22 protein-coding genes are annotated in these 17211 nt (G+C 56.6%); 20 read left to right on the plus strand and 2 right to left on the minus strand.

The window, feature by feature from the left end; translation table 11 throughout:
• From rplE to bfr, 17 genes are all read left to right on the plus strand, one after another.
• Entirely contained in the window at positions 1 to 540 is a 540-nt protein-coding gene (rplE, locus tag ACXPVS_RS21970) for a 50S ribosomal protein L5 (protein WP_003176415.1), read from the plus strand.
• Between the two features lie 13 nt (positions 541 to 553).
• Positions 554 to 859 (plus strand): 30S ribosomal protein S14, encoded by a 306-nt coding sequence (gene rpsN / locus ACXPVS_RS21975; RefSeq protein WP_458511779.1) that lies wholly within the window; start codon positions 554 to 556, stop codon positions 857 to 859.
• Positions 860 to 1068: 209 nt separating this feature from the next.
• Positions 1069 to 1461 carry a 30S ribosomal protein S8 gene (gene rpsH / locus ACXPVS_RS21980; protein WP_003186040.1) on the plus strand — a complete coding sequence of 131 codons (393 nt, stop codon included), beginning with the start codon at positions 1069 to 1071 and terminating at the stop codon, positions 1459 to 1461.
• Between the two features lie 12 nt (positions 1462 to 1473).
• Positions 1474 to 2007, plus strand: coding sequence for a 50S ribosomal protein L6 (rplF, locus tag ACXPVS_RS21985; protein ID WP_003176412.1), 534 nt, complete (start codon positions 1474 to 1476; stop codon positions 2005 to 2007).
• Positions 2008 to 2017: 10 nt separating this feature from the next.
• A complete protein-coding gene (rplR, locus tag ACXPVS_RS21990; RefSeq protein ID WP_003186037.1) occupies positions 2018 to 2368 on the plus strand; it encodes a 50S ribosomal protein L18 in 351 nt (116 codons plus the stop codon).
• A gap of 3 nt (positions 2369 to 2371) precedes the next feature.
• A complete protein-coding gene (gene rpsE / locus ACXPVS_RS21995; RefSeq protein WP_003186035.1) occupies positions 2372 to 2872 on the plus strand; it encodes a 30S ribosomal protein S5 in 501 nt (166 codons plus the stop codon).
• Between the two features lie 2 nt (positions 2873 to 2874).
• On the plus strand, positions 2875 to 3051 hold the full coding sequence (gene rpmD, locus ACXPVS_RS22000; RefSeq protein WP_003186033.1) for a 50S ribosomal protein L30: 177 nt from the start codon (positions 2875 to 2877) through the stop codon (positions 3049 to 3051).
• Between the two features lie 3 nt (positions 3052 to 3054).
• Complete coding sequence (gene rplO, locus ACXPVS_RS22005) at positions 3055 to 3492, plus strand: 50S ribosomal protein L15 (protein ID WP_007896782.1); 438 nt, start codon at positions 3055 to 3057, stop codon at positions 3490 to 3492.
• Positions 3493 to 4821 (plus strand): preprotein translocase subunit SecY, encoded by a 1329-nt coding sequence (gene secY, locus ACXPVS_RS22010; RefSeq protein ID WP_458511780.1) that lies wholly within the window; start codon positions 3493 to 3495, stop codon positions 4819 to 4821. It abuts the gene before it with no gap.
• A 27-nt stretch (positions 4822 to 4848) separates the two neighbouring features.
• A complete protein-coding gene (gene rpmJ / locus ACXPVS_RS22015) occupies positions 4849 to 4965 on the plus strand; it encodes a 50S ribosomal protein L36 (RefSeq protein ID WP_002555468.1) in 117 nt (38 codons plus the stop codon).
• A gap of 130 nt (positions 4966 to 5095) precedes the next feature.
• Positions 5096 to 5452, plus strand: a complete 357-nt coding sequence (gene rpsM / locus ACXPVS_RS22020) for a 30S ribosomal protein S13 (RefSeq protein WP_458511781.1) — start codon at positions 5096 to 5098, stop codon at positions 5450 to 5452.
• Between the two features lie 30 nt (positions 5453 to 5482).
• On the plus strand, positions 5483 to 5872 hold the full coding sequence (gene rpsK / locus ACXPVS_RS22025; protein ID WP_002555466.1) for a 30S ribosomal protein S11: 390 nt from the start codon (positions 5483 to 5485) through the stop codon (positions 5870 to 5872).
• An 18-nt stretch (positions 5873 to 5890) separates the two neighbouring features.
• Entirely contained in the window at positions 5891 to 6511 is a 621-nt protein-coding gene (rpsD, locus tag ACXPVS_RS22030; protein WP_003210056.1) for a 30S ribosomal protein S4, read from the plus strand.
• A gap of 22 nt (positions 6512 to 6533) precedes the next feature.
• Entirely contained in the window at positions 6534 to 7535 is a 1002-nt protein-coding gene (locus ACXPVS_RS22035; RefSeq protein ID WP_003186012.1) for a DNA-directed RNA polymerase subunit alpha, read from the plus strand.
• Positions 7536 to 7577: 42 nt separating this feature from the next.
• Positions 7578 to 7964 carry a 50S ribosomal protein L17 gene (rplQ, locus tag ACXPVS_RS22040; RefSeq protein WP_008145500.1) on the plus strand — a complete coding sequence of 129 codons (387 nt, stop codon included), beginning with the start codon at positions 7578 to 7580 and terminating at the stop codon, positions 7962 to 7964.
• A gap of 240 nt (positions 7965 to 8204) precedes the next feature.
• Positions 8205 to 9659, plus strand: a complete 1455-nt coding sequence (locus ACXPVS_RS22045; protein ID WP_458511782.1) for a catalase — start codon at positions 8205 to 8207, stop codon at positions 9657 to 9659.
• 149 nt (positions 9660 to 9808) lie between these two features.
• Positions 9809 to 10273: a bacterioferritin gene (bfr, locus tag ACXPVS_RS22050; RefSeq protein ID WP_458511783.1), complete on the plus strand. Its 465-nt coding sequence runs from the start codon at positions 9809 to 9811 to the stop codon at positions 10271 to 10273.
• Positions 10274 to 10340: 67 nt separating this feature from the next.
• On the opposite strand, the gene uvrA is transcribed toward bfr, so the two are convergent.
• Positions 10341 to 13175 (minus strand): excinuclease ABC subunit UvrA, encoded by a 2835-nt coding sequence (gene uvrA, locus ACXPVS_RS22055; RefSeq protein WP_458511784.1) that lies wholly within the window; start codon positions 13173 to 13175, stop codon positions 10341 to 10343.
• Positions 13176 to 13366: 191 nt separating this feature from the next.
• Between uvrA and ACXPVS_RS22060 the strand changes: the two genes are divergently transcribed.
• Entirely contained in the window at positions 13367 to 14764 is a 1398-nt protein-coding gene (locus tag ACXPVS_RS22060; protein WP_458511785.1) for an MFS transporter, read from the plus strand.
• A gap of 9 nt (positions 14765 to 14773) precedes the next feature.
• On the plus strand, positions 14774 to 15295 hold the full coding sequence (locus tag ACXPVS_RS22065; RefSeq protein ID WP_046028847.1) for a single-stranded DNA-binding protein: 522 nt from the start codon (positions 14774 to 14776) through the stop codon (positions 15293 to 15295).
• A 256-nt stretch (positions 15296 to 15551) separates the two neighbouring features.
• Here ACXPVS_RS22065 and ACXPVS_RS22070 read toward each other — a convergent pair whose 3' ends face one another.
• Entirely contained in the window at positions 15552 to 16106 is a 555-nt protein-coding gene (locus ACXPVS_RS22070; protein ID WP_458511786.1) for a cysteine hydrolase family protein, read from the minus strand.
• A 100-nt stretch (positions 16107 to 16206) separates the two neighbouring features.
• On the opposite strand from ACXPVS_RS22070, the gene ACXPVS_RS22075 reads away from it, so the two are divergent.
• Positions 16207 to 17193: a GlxA family transcriptional regulator gene (locus ACXPVS_RS22075; RefSeq protein ID WP_458511787.1), complete on the plus strand. Its 987-nt coding sequence runs from the start codon at positions 16207 to 16209 to the stop codon at positions 17191 to 17193.
• Positions 17194 to 17211: the final 18 nt, after the last annotated feature.

Here is a 17211-nt window from a genome sequence, read left to right on the forward strand (position 1 = left end):
ATGGCACGACTAAAAGAGATTTACTGGAAGGAAATCGCACCGAAACTTAAGGAAGAACTTAAGCTTTCGAACGTGATGGAAGTTCCACGCGTTACCAAAATCACCCTGAACATGGGTCTGGGCGAAGCGGTCGGCGACAAAAAAGTCATCGAGCACGCTGTTGCTGACCTGGAAAAGATCACCGGCCAGAAAGTCGTTGTGACCTACGCTCGGAAATCCATCGCTGGCTTTAAAGTCCGTGAAGGTTGGCCGATCGGCGTCAAAGTGACTCTGCGCCGTGAGCGTATGTACGAATTCCTGGATCGTCTGCTGTCGATCTCCCTGCCTCGGGTCCGCGACTTTCGCGGCCTGAATGCCAAGTCCTTCGATGGTCGTGGTAACTACAGCATGGGCGTTAAAGAGCAGATCATCTTCCCGGAAATCGACTACGACAAGATCGATGCTCTCCGCGGTCTGGACATTACCCTGACCACCACTGCCAAGAACGATGATGAAGGTCGCGCGCTCCTGCGTGCTTTCAAATTCCCGTTCCGCAACTGATTGGAGTAGGAAAATGGCCAAGATGAGCATGAAAAACCGCGAGCTGAAGCGTCAGCTCACGGTTGCCAAGTACGCCAAAAAGCGTGCAGCACTGAAAGCTATCATCCTCGATCTGAACGCAAGTCCAGAAGCGCGTTGGGAAGCTACAGTAGCTCTGCAGAAGCAGCCACGTGATGCAAGCGCCTCGCGCATGCGTAACCGCTGCCGCCTGACCGGTCGTCCACACGGCGTTTACCGCAAGTTCGGCCTCGGCCGTAACAAACTGCGTGAAGCTGCAATGCGTGGTGACGTCCCAGGTCTGGTTAAAGCCAGCTGGTAAGCACTGTCAAAGTCTCGTTGTTCGGGATCGCAAGATCCTGACCACCGGTGACCTTGAACTTGAATCAAGCCCCTATTGGGGCTTGATTCATTTGTGGGGTGTGTCTAGAATACCCGGCTCGCCTGAGCCCATGCTGTTTTCGCATGGATGTCCTCGGCGACAAGTAGTAGCCGCAAGGCTAATTTTTTTGTATTAGGAGCGTCTAGCCCATGAGTATGCAGGACCCGTTAGCGGACATGCTAACTCGAATCCGTAATGCCCAGATGGCTGAAAAGTCCGTCGTAAGCATGCCATCTTCTACTTTGAAGGTAGCTGTTGCCAAAGTCCTGAAGGACGAAGGTTACATTGCGGGTTATCAGATCAGCAGCGAAATCAAACCACTGCTGTCCATCGAGCTGAAGTACTTCGAAGGCCGTCCGGTCATCGAGGAAGTGAAGCGCGTTAGCCGTCCAGGCCTGCGTCAGTACAAGTCCGTCGATGATCTGCCAAAAGTTCGTGGCGGTCTCGGTGTGTCTATCGTCTCCACCAACAAAGGTGTGATGACGGATCGTGCTGCGCGCGCTGCCGGTGTCGGCGGCGAAGTTCTTTGCACTGTGTTCTAAGGGGGGATAAGCATGTCACGCGTCGCTAAGAACCCCGTTAAGCTGCCGGCCGGTGTCGAAGTAAAATTCGCAGGCCAACAGCTTTCGGTGAAGGGTGCCAAGGGCACTCTCGAACTGAACATCCATTCGTCCGTTGAGATTGTTGAAGAAGCTGGTGAGTTGCGTTTCGCTGCTCGCAATGGCGATCAACAAACTCGCGCAATGGCTGGTACCACTCGTGCGTTGGTAAACAACATGGTCCAAGGCGTAAGCCAAGGCTTCGAGCGCAAGCTCCAGCTGGTCGGTGTTGGTTACAAGGCGCAAGCAAAAGGCACAGTGCTGAACCTGGCTCTTGGCTTCTCGCACCCAGTGGATTATGAACTGCCGGAAGGCATCACCGCTGAGACTCCTAGCCAGACCGATATCCTGATCAAGGGCATCGATAAGCAGCTGGTAGGTCAAGTGGCCGCCGAGATCCGCGACTTCCGTCCACCTGAGCCGTACAAAGGCAAAGGTGTGCGCTACGCGGACGAAGTCGTCCGTCGTAAAGAAGCCAAGAAGAAGTAGGGCATAGCAAATGACCGACAAAAAAGTTACTCGACTGCGTCGCGCTCGCAAAGCACGCCTGAAAATGCACGAGCTAGAAGTCGTGCGTCTCTGCGTGTTCCGCTCGTCGCAGCACATCTACGCCCAGGTCATTTCGGCCGACGGCAACAAAGTCCTGGCAAGTGCCTCGACTTTGGATAAAGAACTGCGTGATGGCGCCACTGGCAACATCGACGCGGCCACTAAGGTTGGCCAGCTGGTCGCTACGCGTGCAAAAGCCGCTGGCGTCTCGCAGGTGGCTTTCGACCGCTCTGGCTTCAAGTACCACGGTCGCGTCAAGGCGCTGGCTGATGCTGCTCGTGAAGCTGGGCTGGAGTTCTAAGTTATGTCAAATAACGACCAAAAGCGCGACGAAGGCTACATTGAGAAGCTGGTTCAAGTTAACCGCGTAGCCAAAACCGTTAAAGGCGGCCGTATCTTCACTTTCACCGCGTTGACCGTGGTGGGTGATGGTAAAGGGCGCGTTGGCTTCGGCCGTGGCAAGTCGCGTGAAGTGCCTGCTGCGATCCAGAAGGCAATGGAAGCTGCTCGCCGCAACATGATCCAAGTTGATCTGAACGGCACTACGCTGCAGTACGCAATGAAGTCTGCCCATGGCGCTTCGAAGGTGTACATGCAGCCTGCTTCTGAAGGTACCGGTATCATCGCAGGCGGCGCTATGCGTGCAGTCCTCGAAGTTGCTGGCGTTCAGAACGTTCTGGCCAAGTGCTACGGCTCGACTAACCCGGTAAACGTGGTTCACGCCACTTTCAAAGGTTTGAAAGCTATGCAGTCTCCTGAATCCATTGCCGCCAAGCGTGGCAAAAGCGTCAAGGAGATCTTCTGATCATGGCTACCGTAAAAGTTACGCTGATCAAAAGCATGACCGGCCGCATCCCTAACCACAAATTGTGCGTTAAGGGTTTGGGTCTGCGTCGCATCGGTCACACTGTAGAAGTACTTGATACTCCCGAGAATCGCGGGATGATCAACAAGGCTTACTACATGCTGCGTGTCGAGGGTTAATCGATGAAACTCAATGATCTGAGTCCAGCGCCGGGTTCCCGTCGCGAAAAGCATCGTCCGGGCCGTGGTATCGGTAGTGGTTTGGGCAAGACCGGTGGCCGTGGCCACAAAGGTCAGTCCTCCCGCTCCGGTGGCACCATTGCTCCAGGCTTTGAAGGCGGTCAACAGCCGCTGCATCGTCGCCTGCCGAAATTCGGTTTCGTTTCCCTGAAAGCCATGGATCGCGCAGAAGTGCGTCTGTCCGAGTTGGCTAAAGTGGAAGGCGACATCGTCACTGTGCAGTCCTTGAAAGATGCCAACGTGATCAACGTCAACGTTCAGCGTGTGAAAATCATGCTGTCCGGCGAAGTTACTCGCGCTGTCACCATCGGAAAGGGAATCGGCGCCACCAAAGGTGCGCGTGCGGCTATCGAAGCAGCTGGCGGCAAGTTCGAGGAATAAATGGCTAAGCAAGGTGCTCTCTCTGCGCTCGGCAAAGGCGGTATGTCTGAACTCTGGGCTCGTCTGCGTTTTCTGTTCCTGGCGATTATCGTCTACCGAATAGGCGCACACATCCCGGTTCCAGGTATCAACCCGGACCGACTCGCGGACCTGTTTCGACAGAATGAGGGGACCATTCTTAGCTTGTTCAACATGTTTTCCGGCGGTGCGCTGGAACGGATGAGCATTTTTGCACTGGGGATCATGCCGTACATTTCGGCATCGATCATCATGCAACTGATGACCGCCGTCAGCCCTCAGTTGGAACAGTTGAAGAAGGAAGGTGAAGCTGGCCGTCGCAAGATCAGCCAGTACACCCGCTACGGCACTGTCGTACTCGCCCTGGTTCAAGCTATCGGTATGTCCGTTGGCTTGGCAGGGCAGGGTATTGCGTTCACTGCTGACTTTAGCTTCTATTTCGTTGCGGTATCCACGTTTGTGGCTGGTGCGATGTTTATGATGTGGCTGGGTGAGCAGATCACTGAGCGTGGTGTTGGTAACGGTATCTCGATGTTGATTTTCGCAGGTATCGTCGCCGGTCTTCCGAGAGCGATCGGGCAGTCTTTCGAGTCTGCGCGTCAGGGTGATATCAATATCTTCGCCCTGGTTGCCATCGGTTTGCTGGCAGTAGCGATTATCGGTTTCGTGGTGTTCATTGAGCGTGGTCAGCGTCGTATTGCTGTTCACTACGCCAAGCGTCAGCAGGGCCGCAAGGTCTTTGCTGCGCAGACTAGCCACTTGCCGCTGAAGGTGAACATGGCCGGTGTTATTCCGGCCATTTTCGCGAGCAGCATTTTGCTGTTCCCGGCTTCGTTGGGTGCCTGGTTCGGCCAGTCTGAAGGTATGGGCTGGTTGCAGGACATCTCGCAGTCGATCGCTCCTGGTCAGCCGTTGAATATTCTGCTGTTTAGTGCAGGGATTATTTTCTTCTGCTTCTTCTATACGGCGTTGATGTTCAATCCGAAAGACGTAGCGGAAAACCTGAAGAAGTCCGGTGCCTTTATTCCGGGCATCCGTCCAGGTGAGCAGTCTGCGCGCTACATTGATGGCGTTCTGACTCGCTTGACCATGTTCGGTGCTCTTTACATGACGGCCGTGTGCCTGCTGCCCCAGTTCTTGGTGGTTGCAGCAAACGTACCGTTCTACCTTGGCGGGACCTCGTTGCTGATCGTCGTCGTGGTTGTGATGGACTTCATGTCCCAAGTACAATCGCACCTCGTTTCGCACCAGTACGAATCCCTGATGAAGAAAGCCAACCTGAAGGGTTACGGCAGCGGCATGTTGCGCTGAGTACCTGTAAGGTTCGAGGAGTTGGTGATGAAAGTTCGTGCATCGGTGAAAAAGCTGTGCCGTAACTGCAAGATTATTCGCCGCGAAGGTGTTGTTCGAGTAATTTGCAGCGCGGAACCGCGTCACAAACAGCGCCAAGGCTGAGTGTGATTGTGCTTCAAGCCCGGCAGCTAGTGCGCTGCCGGGTTGATTATTTGTTATTACAGCGATATTATCTCGCGCCCTATTTCTTGGCTTCCGGGGCGTAGGTAGCTGTCAATTGGAGTCCCACTGAATGGCCCGTATTGCAGGCGTTAACATTCCAGATAACAAGCATACTGTTATCTCGCTGACCTACATCTATGGTGTTGGTCGCACTTCTGCACAGAAGATCTGTGCAGTGACTGGGGTAAACCCAGCCGCAAAGATCAAAGATCTGAGCGACGAGCAGATTGAACAGCTGCGTGGCGAAGTGGCGAAGTTCACCACTGAAGGTGACCTGCGTCGCGAAATCAACATGAAAATCAAGCGTTTGATGGACCTCGGTTGCTATCGCGGTCTGCGTCATCGTCGTGGTCTTCCAGTGCGCGGTCAGCGTACCAAGACTAACGCGCGTACCCGTAAAGGTCCGCGTAAGCCGATCCGCAAGTAATCGCCCCAGCGAATCGACAGGAAATTAATCATGGCTAAACCTGCTGCTCGTCCTCGTAAAAAAGTCAAAAAGACAGTGGTTGATGGTATCGCCCACATCCACGCGTCTTTTAACAACACAATCGTGACCATCACCGACCGTCAAGGTAACGCTCTTTCTTGGGCTACCTCCGGTGGTTCGGGTTTCCGCGGTTCCCGCAAGTCCACCCCGTTTGCTGCTCAAGTAGCTGCTGAACGTGCTGGTCAAGCTGCGCTGGAATACGGCCTGAAAAACCTCGACGTCAATGTCAAAGGTCCAGGCCCAGGTCGTGAATCTGCAGTCCGCGCTTTGAACGGCTGTGGCTACAAGATCGCCAGCATCACCGACGTGACGCCAATCCCGCACAACGGGTGCCGTCCGCCGAAGAAGCGCCGCGTGTAATCCAGGAGATTGTAAAGAATGGCTCGTTACATTGGTCCAAAATGCAAACTCGCTCGTCGCGAAGGCACCGATCTCTTCTTGAAGAGCGGCGTGCGCGCGATCGAATCGAAGTGCAACATCGAAGCAGCACCTGGTATCCACGGCCAACGCCGCGGTCGCCAGTCCGATTACGGCACCCAACTGCGTGAAAAGCAGAAGGTCCGTCGTATCTACGGCGTTCTCGAGCGTCAATTCAGCGGTTACTACAAAGAAGCTGCTGGCAAGAAAGGTGCAACTGGCGAAAACCTGTTGCAACTGCTCGAATGCCGTCTGGACAACGTTGTATACCGTATGGGTTTTGGCTCTACTCGTGCCGAATCCCGTCAGCTGGTATCGCACAAATCCGTCAGCGTTAACGGTCAGACCGTAAACGTGCCGTCGTACCAGGTTCGTGCTGGTGACGTGGTCGCGATTCGCGAGAAAGCAAAGAACCAACTTCGCATTGTCCAAGCTCTCGATCTGTGTGCCCAGCGTGGCCGCGTAGAATGGGTAGAAGTAGACACTGAGAAGAAGTCGGGCGTTTTCAAGAACGTTCCTGCTCGCAGTGATCTGTCCGCCGACATCAACGAAAGCCTGATTGTCGAGCTCTACTCCAAGTAAGGGCTAGAAAATAGGTGCATCCATGCAGATTTCGGTAAATGAGTTCCTGACACCCCGCCATATTGATGTGCAGGTTGTCAGTCCAACCCGCGCCAAGATCACTCTCGAGCCTCTCGAGCGTGGTTTTGGCCACACCCTGGGCAACGCGCTGCGACGCATCCTGTTGTCCTCAATGCCCGGCTGTGCAGTAGTCGAGGCCGAGATTGACGGTGTGCTCCACGAGTACAGCGCCATCGAAGGTGTACAGGAAGACGTAATTGAAATCCTGTTGAACCTTAAAGGTCTGGCTATCAAGCTGCACGGCCGTGACGAAGTTACGCTGACCTTGTCGAAGAAGGGTTCGGGGGTGGTTACCGCTGCCGATATTCAGCTGGATCATGATGTCGAGATCGTTAACCCCGATCACGTAATCGCTAACCTGGCGTCTAACGGCGCCCTGAACATGAAGCTCACCGTAGCTCGTGGTCGTGGTTATGAACCGGCAGACTCGCGTCAGAGCGATGAAGACGAAAGCCGCAGCATTGGTCGCTTGCAGCTTGACTCTTCGTTCAGCCCGGTTCGCCGTATCGCATACGTGGTGGAAAACGCCCGTGTCGAGCAGCGTACTAACCTGGACAAGCTGGTTATTGATCTGGAAACCAACGGTACCCTGGATCCTGAAGAGGCAATCCGCCGTGCTGCAACCATTCTGCAACAGCAGTTGGCTGCGTTCGTCGACCTCAAAGGTGACAGTGAACCAGTGGTTGTTGAGCAGGAAGACGAGATTGATCCGATCCTGCTTCGCCCGGTTGACGATCTGGAACTGACTGTACGTTCGGCTAACTGCCTTAAGGCGGAAAACATCTACTACATCGGTGACCTGATTCAGCGCACCGAAGTAGAGCTGTTGAAGACTCCGAACCTTGGCAAGAAATCCTTGACTGAAATCAAGGACGTTCTGGCCTCCCGCGGTCTGTCCCTCGGCATGCGCCTCGACAACTGGCCGCCTGCAAGTCTTAAGAAGGACGACAAGGCGACTGCCTGATCGTCGTAATCACCGAACGTTGTGTTTGGTAAGGAATGAACCATGCGTCATCGTAAAAGTGGTCGTCACCTGAGCCGCACTAGCTCGCACCGCAAGGCCATGTTTCAAAACATGGCAGTGTCGCTGTTCGAGCACGAGCTGATCAAAACTACACTGCCGAAAGCTAAAGAACTGCGTCGCGTTGCTGAGCCGCTGATCACTTTGGCCAAGACAGACAGCCTGGCTAACCGCCGTCTGGCTTTCGACCGTACTCGTTCGAAAGCTATCGTTGGTAAGCTCTTCAACGACCTGGGCAAGCGTTACGCTACCCGTGAGGGTGGCTACCTGCGCATCCTCAAGTGCGGTTTCCGCACTGGCGACAACGCGCCTATGGCGTACGTCGAGTTGGTTGATCGTCCTGCCGGTGGTGAAGCTGTATCCGCTGAGTAAGACGTCAGTCTGAAACGAAGAACCGGGCCTAGTGCCCGGTTTTTTGTGCCTGAAAGAAACGCATCGTTTATACAAGCTTCCCCGCGGTTTATGCCGTCATTATGCGAGCGGGGTTGTTGGTAGTATTTTTCTATTGATGCCTACAAATTAATGAATTTGTAGGCATGGTGACCAATGGTCAATACTCCCTCCCAAGCCGATTAGCCGGCAGTTCCAGAACTGACAGAGGAAGAAGATCGCATGAGCCAAAGTAAAACGCTTACGACCGCCAGTGGCGCTCCTGTCGCCGATAACCAGAATTCCCGTTCTGCCGGTCCTCGTGGTCCGCTGCTGCTTGACGACTTTCACCTGATCGAGAAGCTTGCCCACTTCAACCGTGAAAATATCCCTGAGCGCCGCGTACACGCCAAAGGTTCGGGTGCTTACGGTACGTTCACCGTAACTCGGGACATCAGCGAGTACACCAGCGCCAAACTGTTTGAAGCTGTCGGCAAGCAAACTCCAACCTTCCTGCGGTTTTCCACCGTGGGCGGTGAGCGCGGTTCTGCTGATACCGAGCGCGATCCACGTGGTTTTGCGCTGAAGTTCTACACCGAAGAAGGCAACTGGGACATCGTCGGCAACAACACGCCAGTGTTCTTCATCCGCGATCCTTTGAAGTTCCCCGACTTTATTCACACCCAAAAACGTCTGCCGCAAAGCAATCTGAAAAGCGCACAGATGATGTGGGACTTCTGGTCGCATTCGCCTGAGGCGTTGCACCAGGTCACCATTCTGTTCTCGGATCGCGGCATTCCTGATGGCTATCGCCACATGCACGGCTTCGGCAGTCACACCTACAGTCTGATCAGCGCCAATGGCGAACGTCACTGGGTGAAATGGCACTACAAGACCATGCAGGGGATTAAAAACCTGGCGCCAGCAGACGCCGCACGTTTGGCCGGTACCGACCCTGATTACGCACAACGTGATCTGTTCGGCGCGATTGAGCGCGGTGATTTTCCGAAATGGCGCGTGTGCATCCAGATCATGACTGAGGCTCAGGCCGCAGCGCACTACGAGAACCCGTTTGACGTGACCAAAACCTGGTCGCAGAAAGAGTTTCCGCTGATCGAAGTGGGTGAGTTGGAGCTAAACCGCAACCCGCAGAACTATTTTGCGGAAGTTGAGCAAGCGGCGTTCGGGCCGAGCAACATGGTCCCGGGTGTCGGTTTGTCGCCTGACCGCATGCTTCAAGGTCGAGTGTTCGCTTACGCAGATGCTCATCGCTACCGCATTGGCACCAACCACCAGCAATTGCCGGTGAACGCGCCTCGCAACGCGGTGAACAGCTATCAGCGCGATGGTTCGATGGCCTTTGGCAGCAATGGTGGTGCGACACCTAACTACGAGCCGAACAGCTACGTTGACTCGCCGAAACAAGCGCCTCGCTATGCAGAACCCGCGATGGCCCTAAGTGGGGCGGCTGATCGTTACGATCATCGCGAAGATACCGACTATTACAGCCACGCCGGCGCGCTGTTCCGTCTGATGAGTGATGAGCAGAAAGCCCTGCTGGTCAACAACATTGCTGGCGCCATGGGCGGCGTCTCCAGCGACGTGATTGATCGTCAATTGCAGCATTTCTTCAGGGCCGACCCGGCGTATGGAGAAGCAATCGCAACGGTGTTGGGCGTACACCTTAACGAAGTCTAAACGATAAGCAGAACCGCCCTCATTTGGGCGGTTTTTACGTTATTTAAACCATTTTTCTCAGAATATCTTCGCTTTTATCGCGCATGCAGAGTGACCAAACAGTCTGCTTGGTTCAAACTACAGACTTTCAAGCAGGGAGATGTAGGGCGATGCAAGGCCACCCAGACGTAATCGATTACCTCAACACATTGCTGACCGGCGAACTGGCAGCACGTGATCAATATTTCATCCATTCGCGGATGTACGAGGACTGGGGTTTTACCGAGCTCTACGAACGTATCAACCATGAGATGGAAGAAGAGGCGCAGCACGCTGACGCCCTGATGCGCCGGATCCTCATGCTCGAAGGCACACCGCGCATGCGTCCGGACGACCTGGATGTGGGCACGACAGTGCCTGACATGCTCGCCGCTGATCTGCGTCTGGAATACAAAGTCCGCGCCGCACTCTGCAAGGGCATCGAGCTTTGCGAGCTGCACAAGGACTACGTCAGCCGCGAGATGCTGCGTGTTCAACTGAAAGACACCGAAGAAGATCACACCTACTGGCTCGAGAAGCAGTTGGGGCTGATCAAGTTGATCGGTCTGGAGAATTACCTGCAATCGCAGTTCTGATTCCGCCGACTACAAAAAAAGGCCCCTGTCACCGATGAAGTGACAGGGGCTTTTTCTTGGGCCTGATTCAGGCTTTGTCGCGAGCCAGCAGCGGCTTGAGGTAGAAGCCGGTGTGAGATTGCGTCATCTCTGACACTTCTTCCGGCGTACCGACGGCAATGATCTGGCCGCCCTTGGAACCGCCTTCCGGCCCCAGGTCCACTAACCAGTCCGCGGTCTTGATCACGTCCAGGTTGTGCTCGATCACCACCACCGTGTTGCCGTGGTCGCGCAATCGATGCAATACGTCGAGCAGCTGCTGAATATCCGCGAAGTGCAGGCCTGTCGTCGGCTCATCGAGGATATACAGCGTCTTGCCGGTATCGCGCTTGGACAGTTCGCGGGACAGCTTCACCCGTTGGGCTTCACCACCAGAAAGCGTGGTTGCTGACTGCCCGAGCTTGATGTACGACAAACCCACATCCATCAACGTCTGAAGCTTGCGCGCCAGGGCCGGAACCGCGTCGAAGAACACCCGTGCTTCCTCGATCGTCATCTCGAGGGTTTCGTGGATGTTCTTGCCCTTGTACTTGATCTCCAGAGTCTCGCGGTTGTAGCGCTTGCTCTTGCAGACGTCGCACGGGACATAGATGTCCGGCAGGAAATGCATTTCCACCTTGATCAGACCGTCGCCCTGACACGCTTCGCAACGTCCGCCCTTCACGTTGAAGGAGAAGCGTCCAGGACCATAACCTCGGGAGCGGGACTCCGGCACACCGGCGAACAGTTCGCGAATCGGTGTAAACAGCCCGGTATAGGTTGCCGGGTTGGAGCGCGGCGTTCGACCGATCGGGCTCTGGTCGATGTCGACAACCTTATCCAGATGCTCCAGACCTTTGATGCTGTCGTGAGCGGCCGCTTCGAGCGTGGTCGCTCCGTTCAATGCCGTAGCGCTAAGGGGGAACAGGGTGTTGTTGATCAGCGTCGACTTGCCCGAGCCGGACACACCGGTCACGCAGGTCAGCAGGCCGATCGGAATGTCCAGATCGACATCGCGCAAGTTGTTGCCACGGGCGCCCTTGAGGGAAAGCGACAACTTCTTGTTACGCGGCGTGCGTTTGGCCGGAACTGCAATCTTCACCCGGCCCGACAAGTACTTGCCGGTCAACGAATCAGGGTGAGCCATGACCTCGGCCGGCGTGCCTTCGGCGACGATATGCCCGCCGTGTACACCTGCCCCCGGACCGATATCCACGACGTAGTCGGCCAGGCGAATCGCATCTTCATCGTGCTCGACCACGATCACTGTGTTGCCGATATCCCGCAGGTGCTTGAGGGTGCCGAGCAGCCGGTCGTTGTCCCGCTGGTGCAAACCAATTGATGGTTCGTCGAGGATGTACAGGACGCCAACCAGGCCGGCGCCGATCTGGCTGGCCAGACGGATACGCTGCGCTTCGCCACCGGACAGCGTGTCGGCACTGCGATCCAGCGACAAATAGTCCAGGCCAACGTTGACCAGGAACTGCAGTCGCTCGCGAATTTCCTTGAGAATCTTGTCGGCAATTTCACCGCGACGGCCAGTGAGTTTCAGCACGCCAAAATATTCACAGGCATCGCCAATCGGCAGATTGGTCACCGCCGGCAGCGTCTTCTCTCCCACCCACACATGCCGCGCCTCTCGACGCAGGCGAGTACCACGACAGTCCGGGCAAGATTGAGTGCTGAGGAACTTGGCCAGCTCTTCACGCACCGAGGCGGACTCGGTTTCACGGTAGCGACGTTCCAGATTCGGCACGATGCCTTCGAACGGGTGCGAACGTTTGACGATGTCGCCGCGGTCGTTCAAGTATTTGAAGTCGACGTTCTGCGAACCGCTGCCGTGCAGGATGAACTTCTGCTGATCGGCCGATAGCTCGTTGAACGGCACTTCCAGGCTGAACTTGTAGTGCGAAGCCAGCGAGCCGAGCATCTGGAAGTAATAGACGTTGCGCCGATCCCAGCCACGAATCGCGCCCTCGGCCAGCGTCAGTTCACCATTGACCAATCGCTTGATGTCGAAGAACTGCTTCACCCCCAGACCATCGCAAGTCGGGCACGCGCCAGCCGGGTTGTTGAAGGAGAACAGCTTGGGTTCCAGCTCGCTGATGGCATGACCGCAGATCGGGCAGGCGAAGCGCGCGGAGAAGATGATTTCTTCGCCGGGCTCGTCGTCCATCGGTGCCACCAGGGCGATGCCGTCCGCGAGCTTCAAAGCGGTCTCGAACGACTCGGCCAGGCGCTGTTGCAGGTCGGCGCGCACCTTGAAGCGGTCGACCACGACATCGATCGAGTGCTTCTTCTGCTTGTCCAGTTTAGGCAACTCGTCCAGCTCGCAGAGCCTGCCGTTGACCCTGGCTCGCACAAAGCCTTGGGCGCGCAGTTCTTCGAACACCGAAAGGTGTTCGCCTTTACGCTCGCGGATCACCGGGGCCAGCAGCATCAGTTTGCTGCCCTCCGGTTGGGCGAGGACCAGGTCGACCATCTGGCTAACGGTCTGGGCTTCCAGCGGAATGTCGTGGTCCGGGCAACGCGGAATACCCACGCGAGCGTAAAGCAGGCGCAGGTAATCGTAGATTTCTGTGATGGTGCCGACCGTCGAGCGCGGGTTGTGCGAGGTCGATTTCTGCTCGATGGAAATGGCTGGCGACAAACCTTCGATGGTGTCGACGTCAGGCTTTTCCATCATCGACAAAAATTGCCGGGCATAGGCCGACAGCGATTCGACGTAGCGGCGCTGGCCTTCGGCGTACAGCGTGTCGAATGCCAGGGATGACTTTCCGGAGCCGGACAGGCCGGTGATGACAATCAGTTTGTCCCTGGGCAGGGTCAGGTCGATGTTCTTCAGGTTGTGGGTTCGGGCCCCACGAATCAGGATCTTGTCCAAAGTGGCCTCGCTCGGCGGGCGTCGAAAACGTAGGAGTATACGGCCAAATACTGGATGGATGCACACTATCAAATGAGCGGGTTGCAGCCTTACATGAAGAGTCTGTCATCAGAGCGCGTCAAAGCGTCGCGATATACCCCGTCAATCGATGGGACTGGTAGAATCGCCGCCGGTTCACATGAGGTTTTTCCATGCACGATCCCCACAGCGAACACATGAGCGGCAGTGAGACCCGAGCAGCAAGCGGTCTGGCCCTGGTGTTCGCCTTCCGTATGCTTGGCATGTTCATGGTGTTGCCGGTACTGGCGACCTATGGGATGGATCTGGCAGGAGCGACCCCGGCCCTTATCGGGCTGGCGATTGGCGCTTACGGCCTGACCCAGGCGATCTTTCAAATTCCTTTCGGCTTCATTTCCGACCGTATCGGCCGCCGACCGGTGATTTATCTCGGGCTGATCGTCTTCGCTCTGGGTAGCGTGCTGGCGGCCAATGCCGACTCGATCTGGGGCGTGATCGCCGGACGAATCCTGCAAGGCGCCGGAGCGATTTCTGCCGCGGTAATGGCGTTGCTGTCAGACCTGACCCGCGAGCAGCATCGGACCAAAGCCATGGCCATGATCGGCATGACGATCGGTCTGTCGTTCGCTGTCGCTATGGTTGTAGGACCGTTGCTGACCCGCGCCTTTGGCTTGTCCGGGTTGTTCCTCGCCACGGGTGGCATGGCGCTGTTCGGCATCGTGATCGTGATGTTCATGGTGCCGCGCTCTACGGGACCGTTGCAGCACCGCGAGTCCGGCGTTGCGCGCCAGGCGCTGATACCGACGCTCAAGCACCCGGACCTGCTGCGCCTGGACCTGGGTATTTTTGTGTTGCACGCGATGTTGATGTCGAGCTTCGTTGCATTGCCTTTGGCGCTGGTCGAAAAAGCCGGGTTGCCCAAAGAGCAGCACTGGTGGGTGTACCTGACAGCGCTGCTGATTTCCTTCTTCGCCATGATCCCGTTCATTATCTACGGCGAGAAAAAACGCAAAATGAAACGAGTTTTAATCGGCGCCGTCGCGACGCTGATGCTCACTGAGCTATTCTTCTGGCAGTTCGGCGATAGCTTGCGGGCTCTGGTGATCGGGACAGTGGTGTTCTTTACCGCGTTCAACTTGCTGGAAGCTTCTCTACCGTCGCTGATCAGCAAGGTTTCACCGGCAGGCGGCAAGGGCACGGCGATGGGGGTTTATTCCACCAGTCAGTTCCTCGGTTCGGCACTGGGCGGCATCCTCGGCGGCTGGTTGTTCCAGCATGGCGGTCTGTCGGTTGTGTTCCTTGGATGCGCCGGTCTGGCTGCCCTCTGGCTGGCCTTTGCTGTTACCATGCGCGAACCTCCCTACGTGACGAGCCTGCGCTTGCCGTTGTCGCCCGAGGCGATCCGCGAAGCGGGTCTGGTCGATCGCCTGAAGGCCGTCGTAGGGGTAACAGATGCAGTGATCGTCGAAGAAGAAGCGGCGATTTACATCAAATTGGACACAGAACTATTGGATCGCACCACCCTTGAACGTCTGGTGAACAACCCGGCCGGGGCAGCGTGCGTAGCCTAGGAGAACGTTATGGCCCGTGGGGTTAACAAAGTCATATTGGTCGGCACTTGCGGCCAGGATCCCGAAGTTCGCTACTTGCCTAACGGTAACGCCGTGACCAACCTGAGTCTGGCGACCAGCGAACAGTGGACCGACAAGCAAACCGGTCAGAAAGTCGAGAAGACCGAATGGCACCGTGTGTCGATGTTCGGCAAAGTTGCAGAGATCGCCGGCGAGTACCTGCGTAAAGGTTCTCAGGTCTACATCGAAGGCAAGCTGCAGACCCGCGAGTGGGAAAAAGACGGTATCAAGCGTTACACCACTGAAATCGTGGTCGACATGCAGGGCACCATGCAACTGCTGGGCGGGCGTCCACAGCAGGGCGACCAACAAGGCGGGGGCAATAATTACCAGCAGTCCGCCCCAGCCCCACGCCAACAGGCTCCGCGTCCGCAGCAGTCGGCACCGCAACAGTCGCGCCCGGCTCCACAGCAGGCCGCTCCGCAACCGGCTCCGGATTTCGACAGCTTTGATGACGATATTCCGTTCTAGACAACAGCTTTCCTGAACGGCATAAAAAAGGCCCGTAGCGCTAAACGCTACGGGCCTTTTGCTTTTCAGGGAGTTGATCAGTCCTTGGCAAACGCCAACCTATCCGCATTCACCTTCTCTTTCATGCGTATCCGTCAGCCCGGCTGCCTGAATCGGCACGATCGGGTCGTCATCGCGGTGGATGACCAAGGGCGGTACATCAAACATCTTCAAGTCCTGGGGTTCGATCACCCCGATGAGCATAGAGGTTGAAGCGTTAGCGATTGGCCGCCAGGAAGTCATCGGTGGACACCACGCTGGCATAGGCAAAACCCAGGGAGGACATGAAGGCGGCATGAACGTGGGCTGCCGGAACGGTGACGCCGTTGAACTCCAGATCACGGGAGGCACAGGCGTCGTGGATCACCGTGACGGTATAGCCCAGATCGGCAGCCGCGCGGGTGATGCCGTCGACACATATGTGGCTCATGTTGCCGACGACGACCAGTTCCTTGATGCCTTGCTCGTCGAGGATTGACTGTAGTTCGGTTTCGCGGAACGAGTTGACGAAGTGTTTGAGTACGACCGGTTCGTCGGCGCGGTTGAGGACTGTAGGGTGCAGCTTTGCGCCCTCGGAACCCGGAGTGAAAAACGGCGCTTCGTCGGAGGTGAATTCATGGCGGATGTGCACCACCGAATCAGCGGCATCGCGGAAGGCTTTGAGCAGACGAACGGCGTTGTCCGCGGCGGCGTCGGCGCCAACCAGCGGCCACTTGCCTTGGGGGAAGTAGTCGTTTTGGATATCGACTACGATGAGTGCTTGCTTGGCCATGACTGTTTCCTCGAAGTGCTGTTGGTGTGGAATGAAGTATTAGGTCTGGCGGGCCGTTCGAGGATTGCCCGCACCGACAATAGAAGGGGGAAAACTGACAATGAACGCACAAAGGCCAATCGTCGAACTGGGTGTGCTGATCTATCCCGGTGCGCAGATGGCGGCGGTGCACGGGTTGACGGACTTGTTCGGGGTGGCGAACCGGATTGCCGCCGAGCATCAGGCGGCGCAATTGCCGTTGCTGCGGGTCAGCCATTGGCAGGTTGATGGTGATCAGGCGCCCGAGCGGGTTTATGACAGTCATCCCGCTCCGGACGGCGCGTTGATGGCGGTGTTGATCCCGCCGTCGATTGCCGGTTTTTCCGAAGGTCTGGCACCGCAGGGGCTGATTCGCTGGCTGCGTCAGCAACACGCCAATGGCGCGATACTCGGCGGGGTTTGTGTGGGGTCGATTCTGTTGGCCGAGAGCGGGTTACTCGACGGTCGCAGCGCCACCACCCACTGGACTTCGGCCAAAACCTTCGCCGAGCGTTACCCGGCGATCAATCTCAAGGCCGACACCCCCATTGTTGACGACGGCGACCTGATCACCACCGCCGGGCTGATGGCTTGGTCGGAGCTAGGCTTGCGTCTGGTCAACCGTCTGCTGGGGCCGAGCATTACCACCAGTACCGCGCGGTTTTTGGTGGTGGAACACAGCGACAGCGCCAGTGAATGCGGCAGCAACTTTTCGCCTATTCTTAGCCATGGAGATGCTTCGATTCTCAAGGTCCAGCATTGGCTGCAGAGCACCGGAGCGACCGATGTGTCGGTGGCGACGATGGCCGGGCGGGCAGGCCTGGAAGAGCGCACGTTCTTGCGTCGATTTCGTGTGGCAACCGGACTTAAACCCACTGAGTACTGCCAGCACCTGCGGGTCGGCAAGGCCCGGGAAATGCTGGAGTTCACCAACGGCACCATCGATCACATTGCCTGGACGGTGGGTTATCAGGATCCGGGTGCCTTTCGGGCGACGTTCAAGAAGATTACCGGGTTGGTGCCAAGTGATTACCGGACACGGTTTGGGGTGGGAGCGAGTCAGGGATGAGCCTCCGTCGTGCAAAAC

The organism is Pseudomonas sp. Ma2-10 (assembly GCF_054330215.1).

What these genes read in the sequence shown, in the direction of transcription:
- rplE (WP_003176415.1), top strand. Translation starts at nt 1, where the DNA reads ATGGCACGACTAAAAGAGATTTACTGGAAGGAAATCGCACCGAAACTT.
- rpsN (WP_458511779.1), top strand. Translation starts at nt 554, where the DNA reads ATGGCCAAGATGAGCATGAAAAACCGCGAGCTGAAGCGTCAGCTCACG.
- rpsH (WP_003186040.1), top strand. Translation starts at nt 1,069, where the DNA reads ATGAGTATGCAGGACCCGTTAGCGGACATGCTAACTCGAATCCGTAAT.
- rplF (WP_003176412.1), top strand. Translation starts at nt 1,474, where the DNA reads ATGTCACGCGTCGCTAAGAACCCCGTTAAGCTGCCGGCCGGTGTCGAA.
- rplR (WP_003186037.1), top strand. Translation starts at nt 2,018, where the DNA reads ATGACCGACAAAAAAGTTACTCGACTGCGTCGCGCTCGCAAAGCACGC.
- rpsE (WP_003186035.1), top strand. Translation starts at nt 2,372, where the DNA reads ATGTCAAATAACGACCAAAAGCGCGACGAAGGCTACATTGAGAAGCTG.
- rpmD (WP_003186033.1), top strand. Translation starts at nt 2,875, where the DNA reads ATGGCTACCGTAAAAGTTACGCTGATCAAAAGCATGACCGGCCGCATC.
- rplO (WP_007896782.1), top strand. Translation starts at nt 3,055, where the DNA reads ATGAAACTCAATGATCTGAGTCCAGCGCCGGGTTCCCGTCGCGAAAAG.
- secY (WP_458511780.1), top strand. Translation starts at nt 3,493, where the DNA reads ATGGCTAAGCAAGGTGCTCTCTCTGCGCTCGGCAAAGGCGGTATGTCT.
- rpmJ (WP_002555468.1), top strand. Translation starts at nt 4,849, where the DNA reads ATGAAAGTTCGTGCATCGGTGAAAAAGCTGTGCCGTAACTGCAAGATT.
- rpsM (WP_458511781.1), top strand. Translation starts at nt 5,096, where the DNA reads ATGGCCCGTATTGCAGGCGTTAACATTCCAGATAACAAGCATACTGTT.
- rpsK (WP_002555466.1), top strand. Translation starts at nt 5,483, where the DNA reads ATGGCTAAACCTGCTGCTCGTCCTCGTAAAAAAGTCAAAAAGACAGTG.
- rpsD (WP_003210056.1), top strand. Translation starts at nt 5,891, where the DNA reads ATGGCTCGTTACATTGGTCCAAAATGCAAACTCGCTCGTCGCGAAGGC.
- ACXPVS_RS22035 (WP_003186012.1), top strand. Translation starts at nt 6,534, where the DNA reads ATGCAGATTTCGGTAAATGAGTTCCTGACACCCCGCCATATTGATGTG.
- rplQ (WP_008145500.1), top strand. Translation starts at nt 7,578, where the DNA reads ATGCGTCATCGTAAAAGTGGTCGTCACCTGAGCCGCACTAGCTCGCAC.
- ACXPVS_RS22045 (WP_458511782.1), top strand. Translation starts at nt 8,205, where the DNA reads ATGAGCCAAAGTAAAACGCTTACGACCGCCAGTGGCGCTCCTGTCGCC.
- bfr (WP_458511783.1), top strand. Translation starts at nt 9,809, where the DNA reads ATGCAAGGCCACCCAGACGTAATCGATTACCTCAACACATTGCTGACC.
- ACXPVS_RS22060 (WP_458511785.1), top strand. Translation starts at nt 13,367, where the DNA reads ATGCACGATCCCCACAGCGAACACATGAGCGGCAGTGAGACCCGAGCA.
- ACXPVS_RS22065 (WP_046028847.1), top strand. Translation starts at nt 14,774, where the DNA reads ATGGCCCGTGGGGTTAACAAAGTCATATTGGTCGGCACTTGCGGCCAG.
- ACXPVS_RS22070 (WP_458511786.1), bottom strand. Translation starts at nt 16,106, where the DNA reads ATGGCCAAGCAAGCACTCATCGTAGTCGATATCCAAAACGACTACTTC.
- ACXPVS_RS22075 (WP_458511787.1), top strand. Translation starts at nt 16,207, where the DNA reads ATGAACGCACAAAGGCCAATCGTCGAACTGGGTGTGCTGATCTATCCC.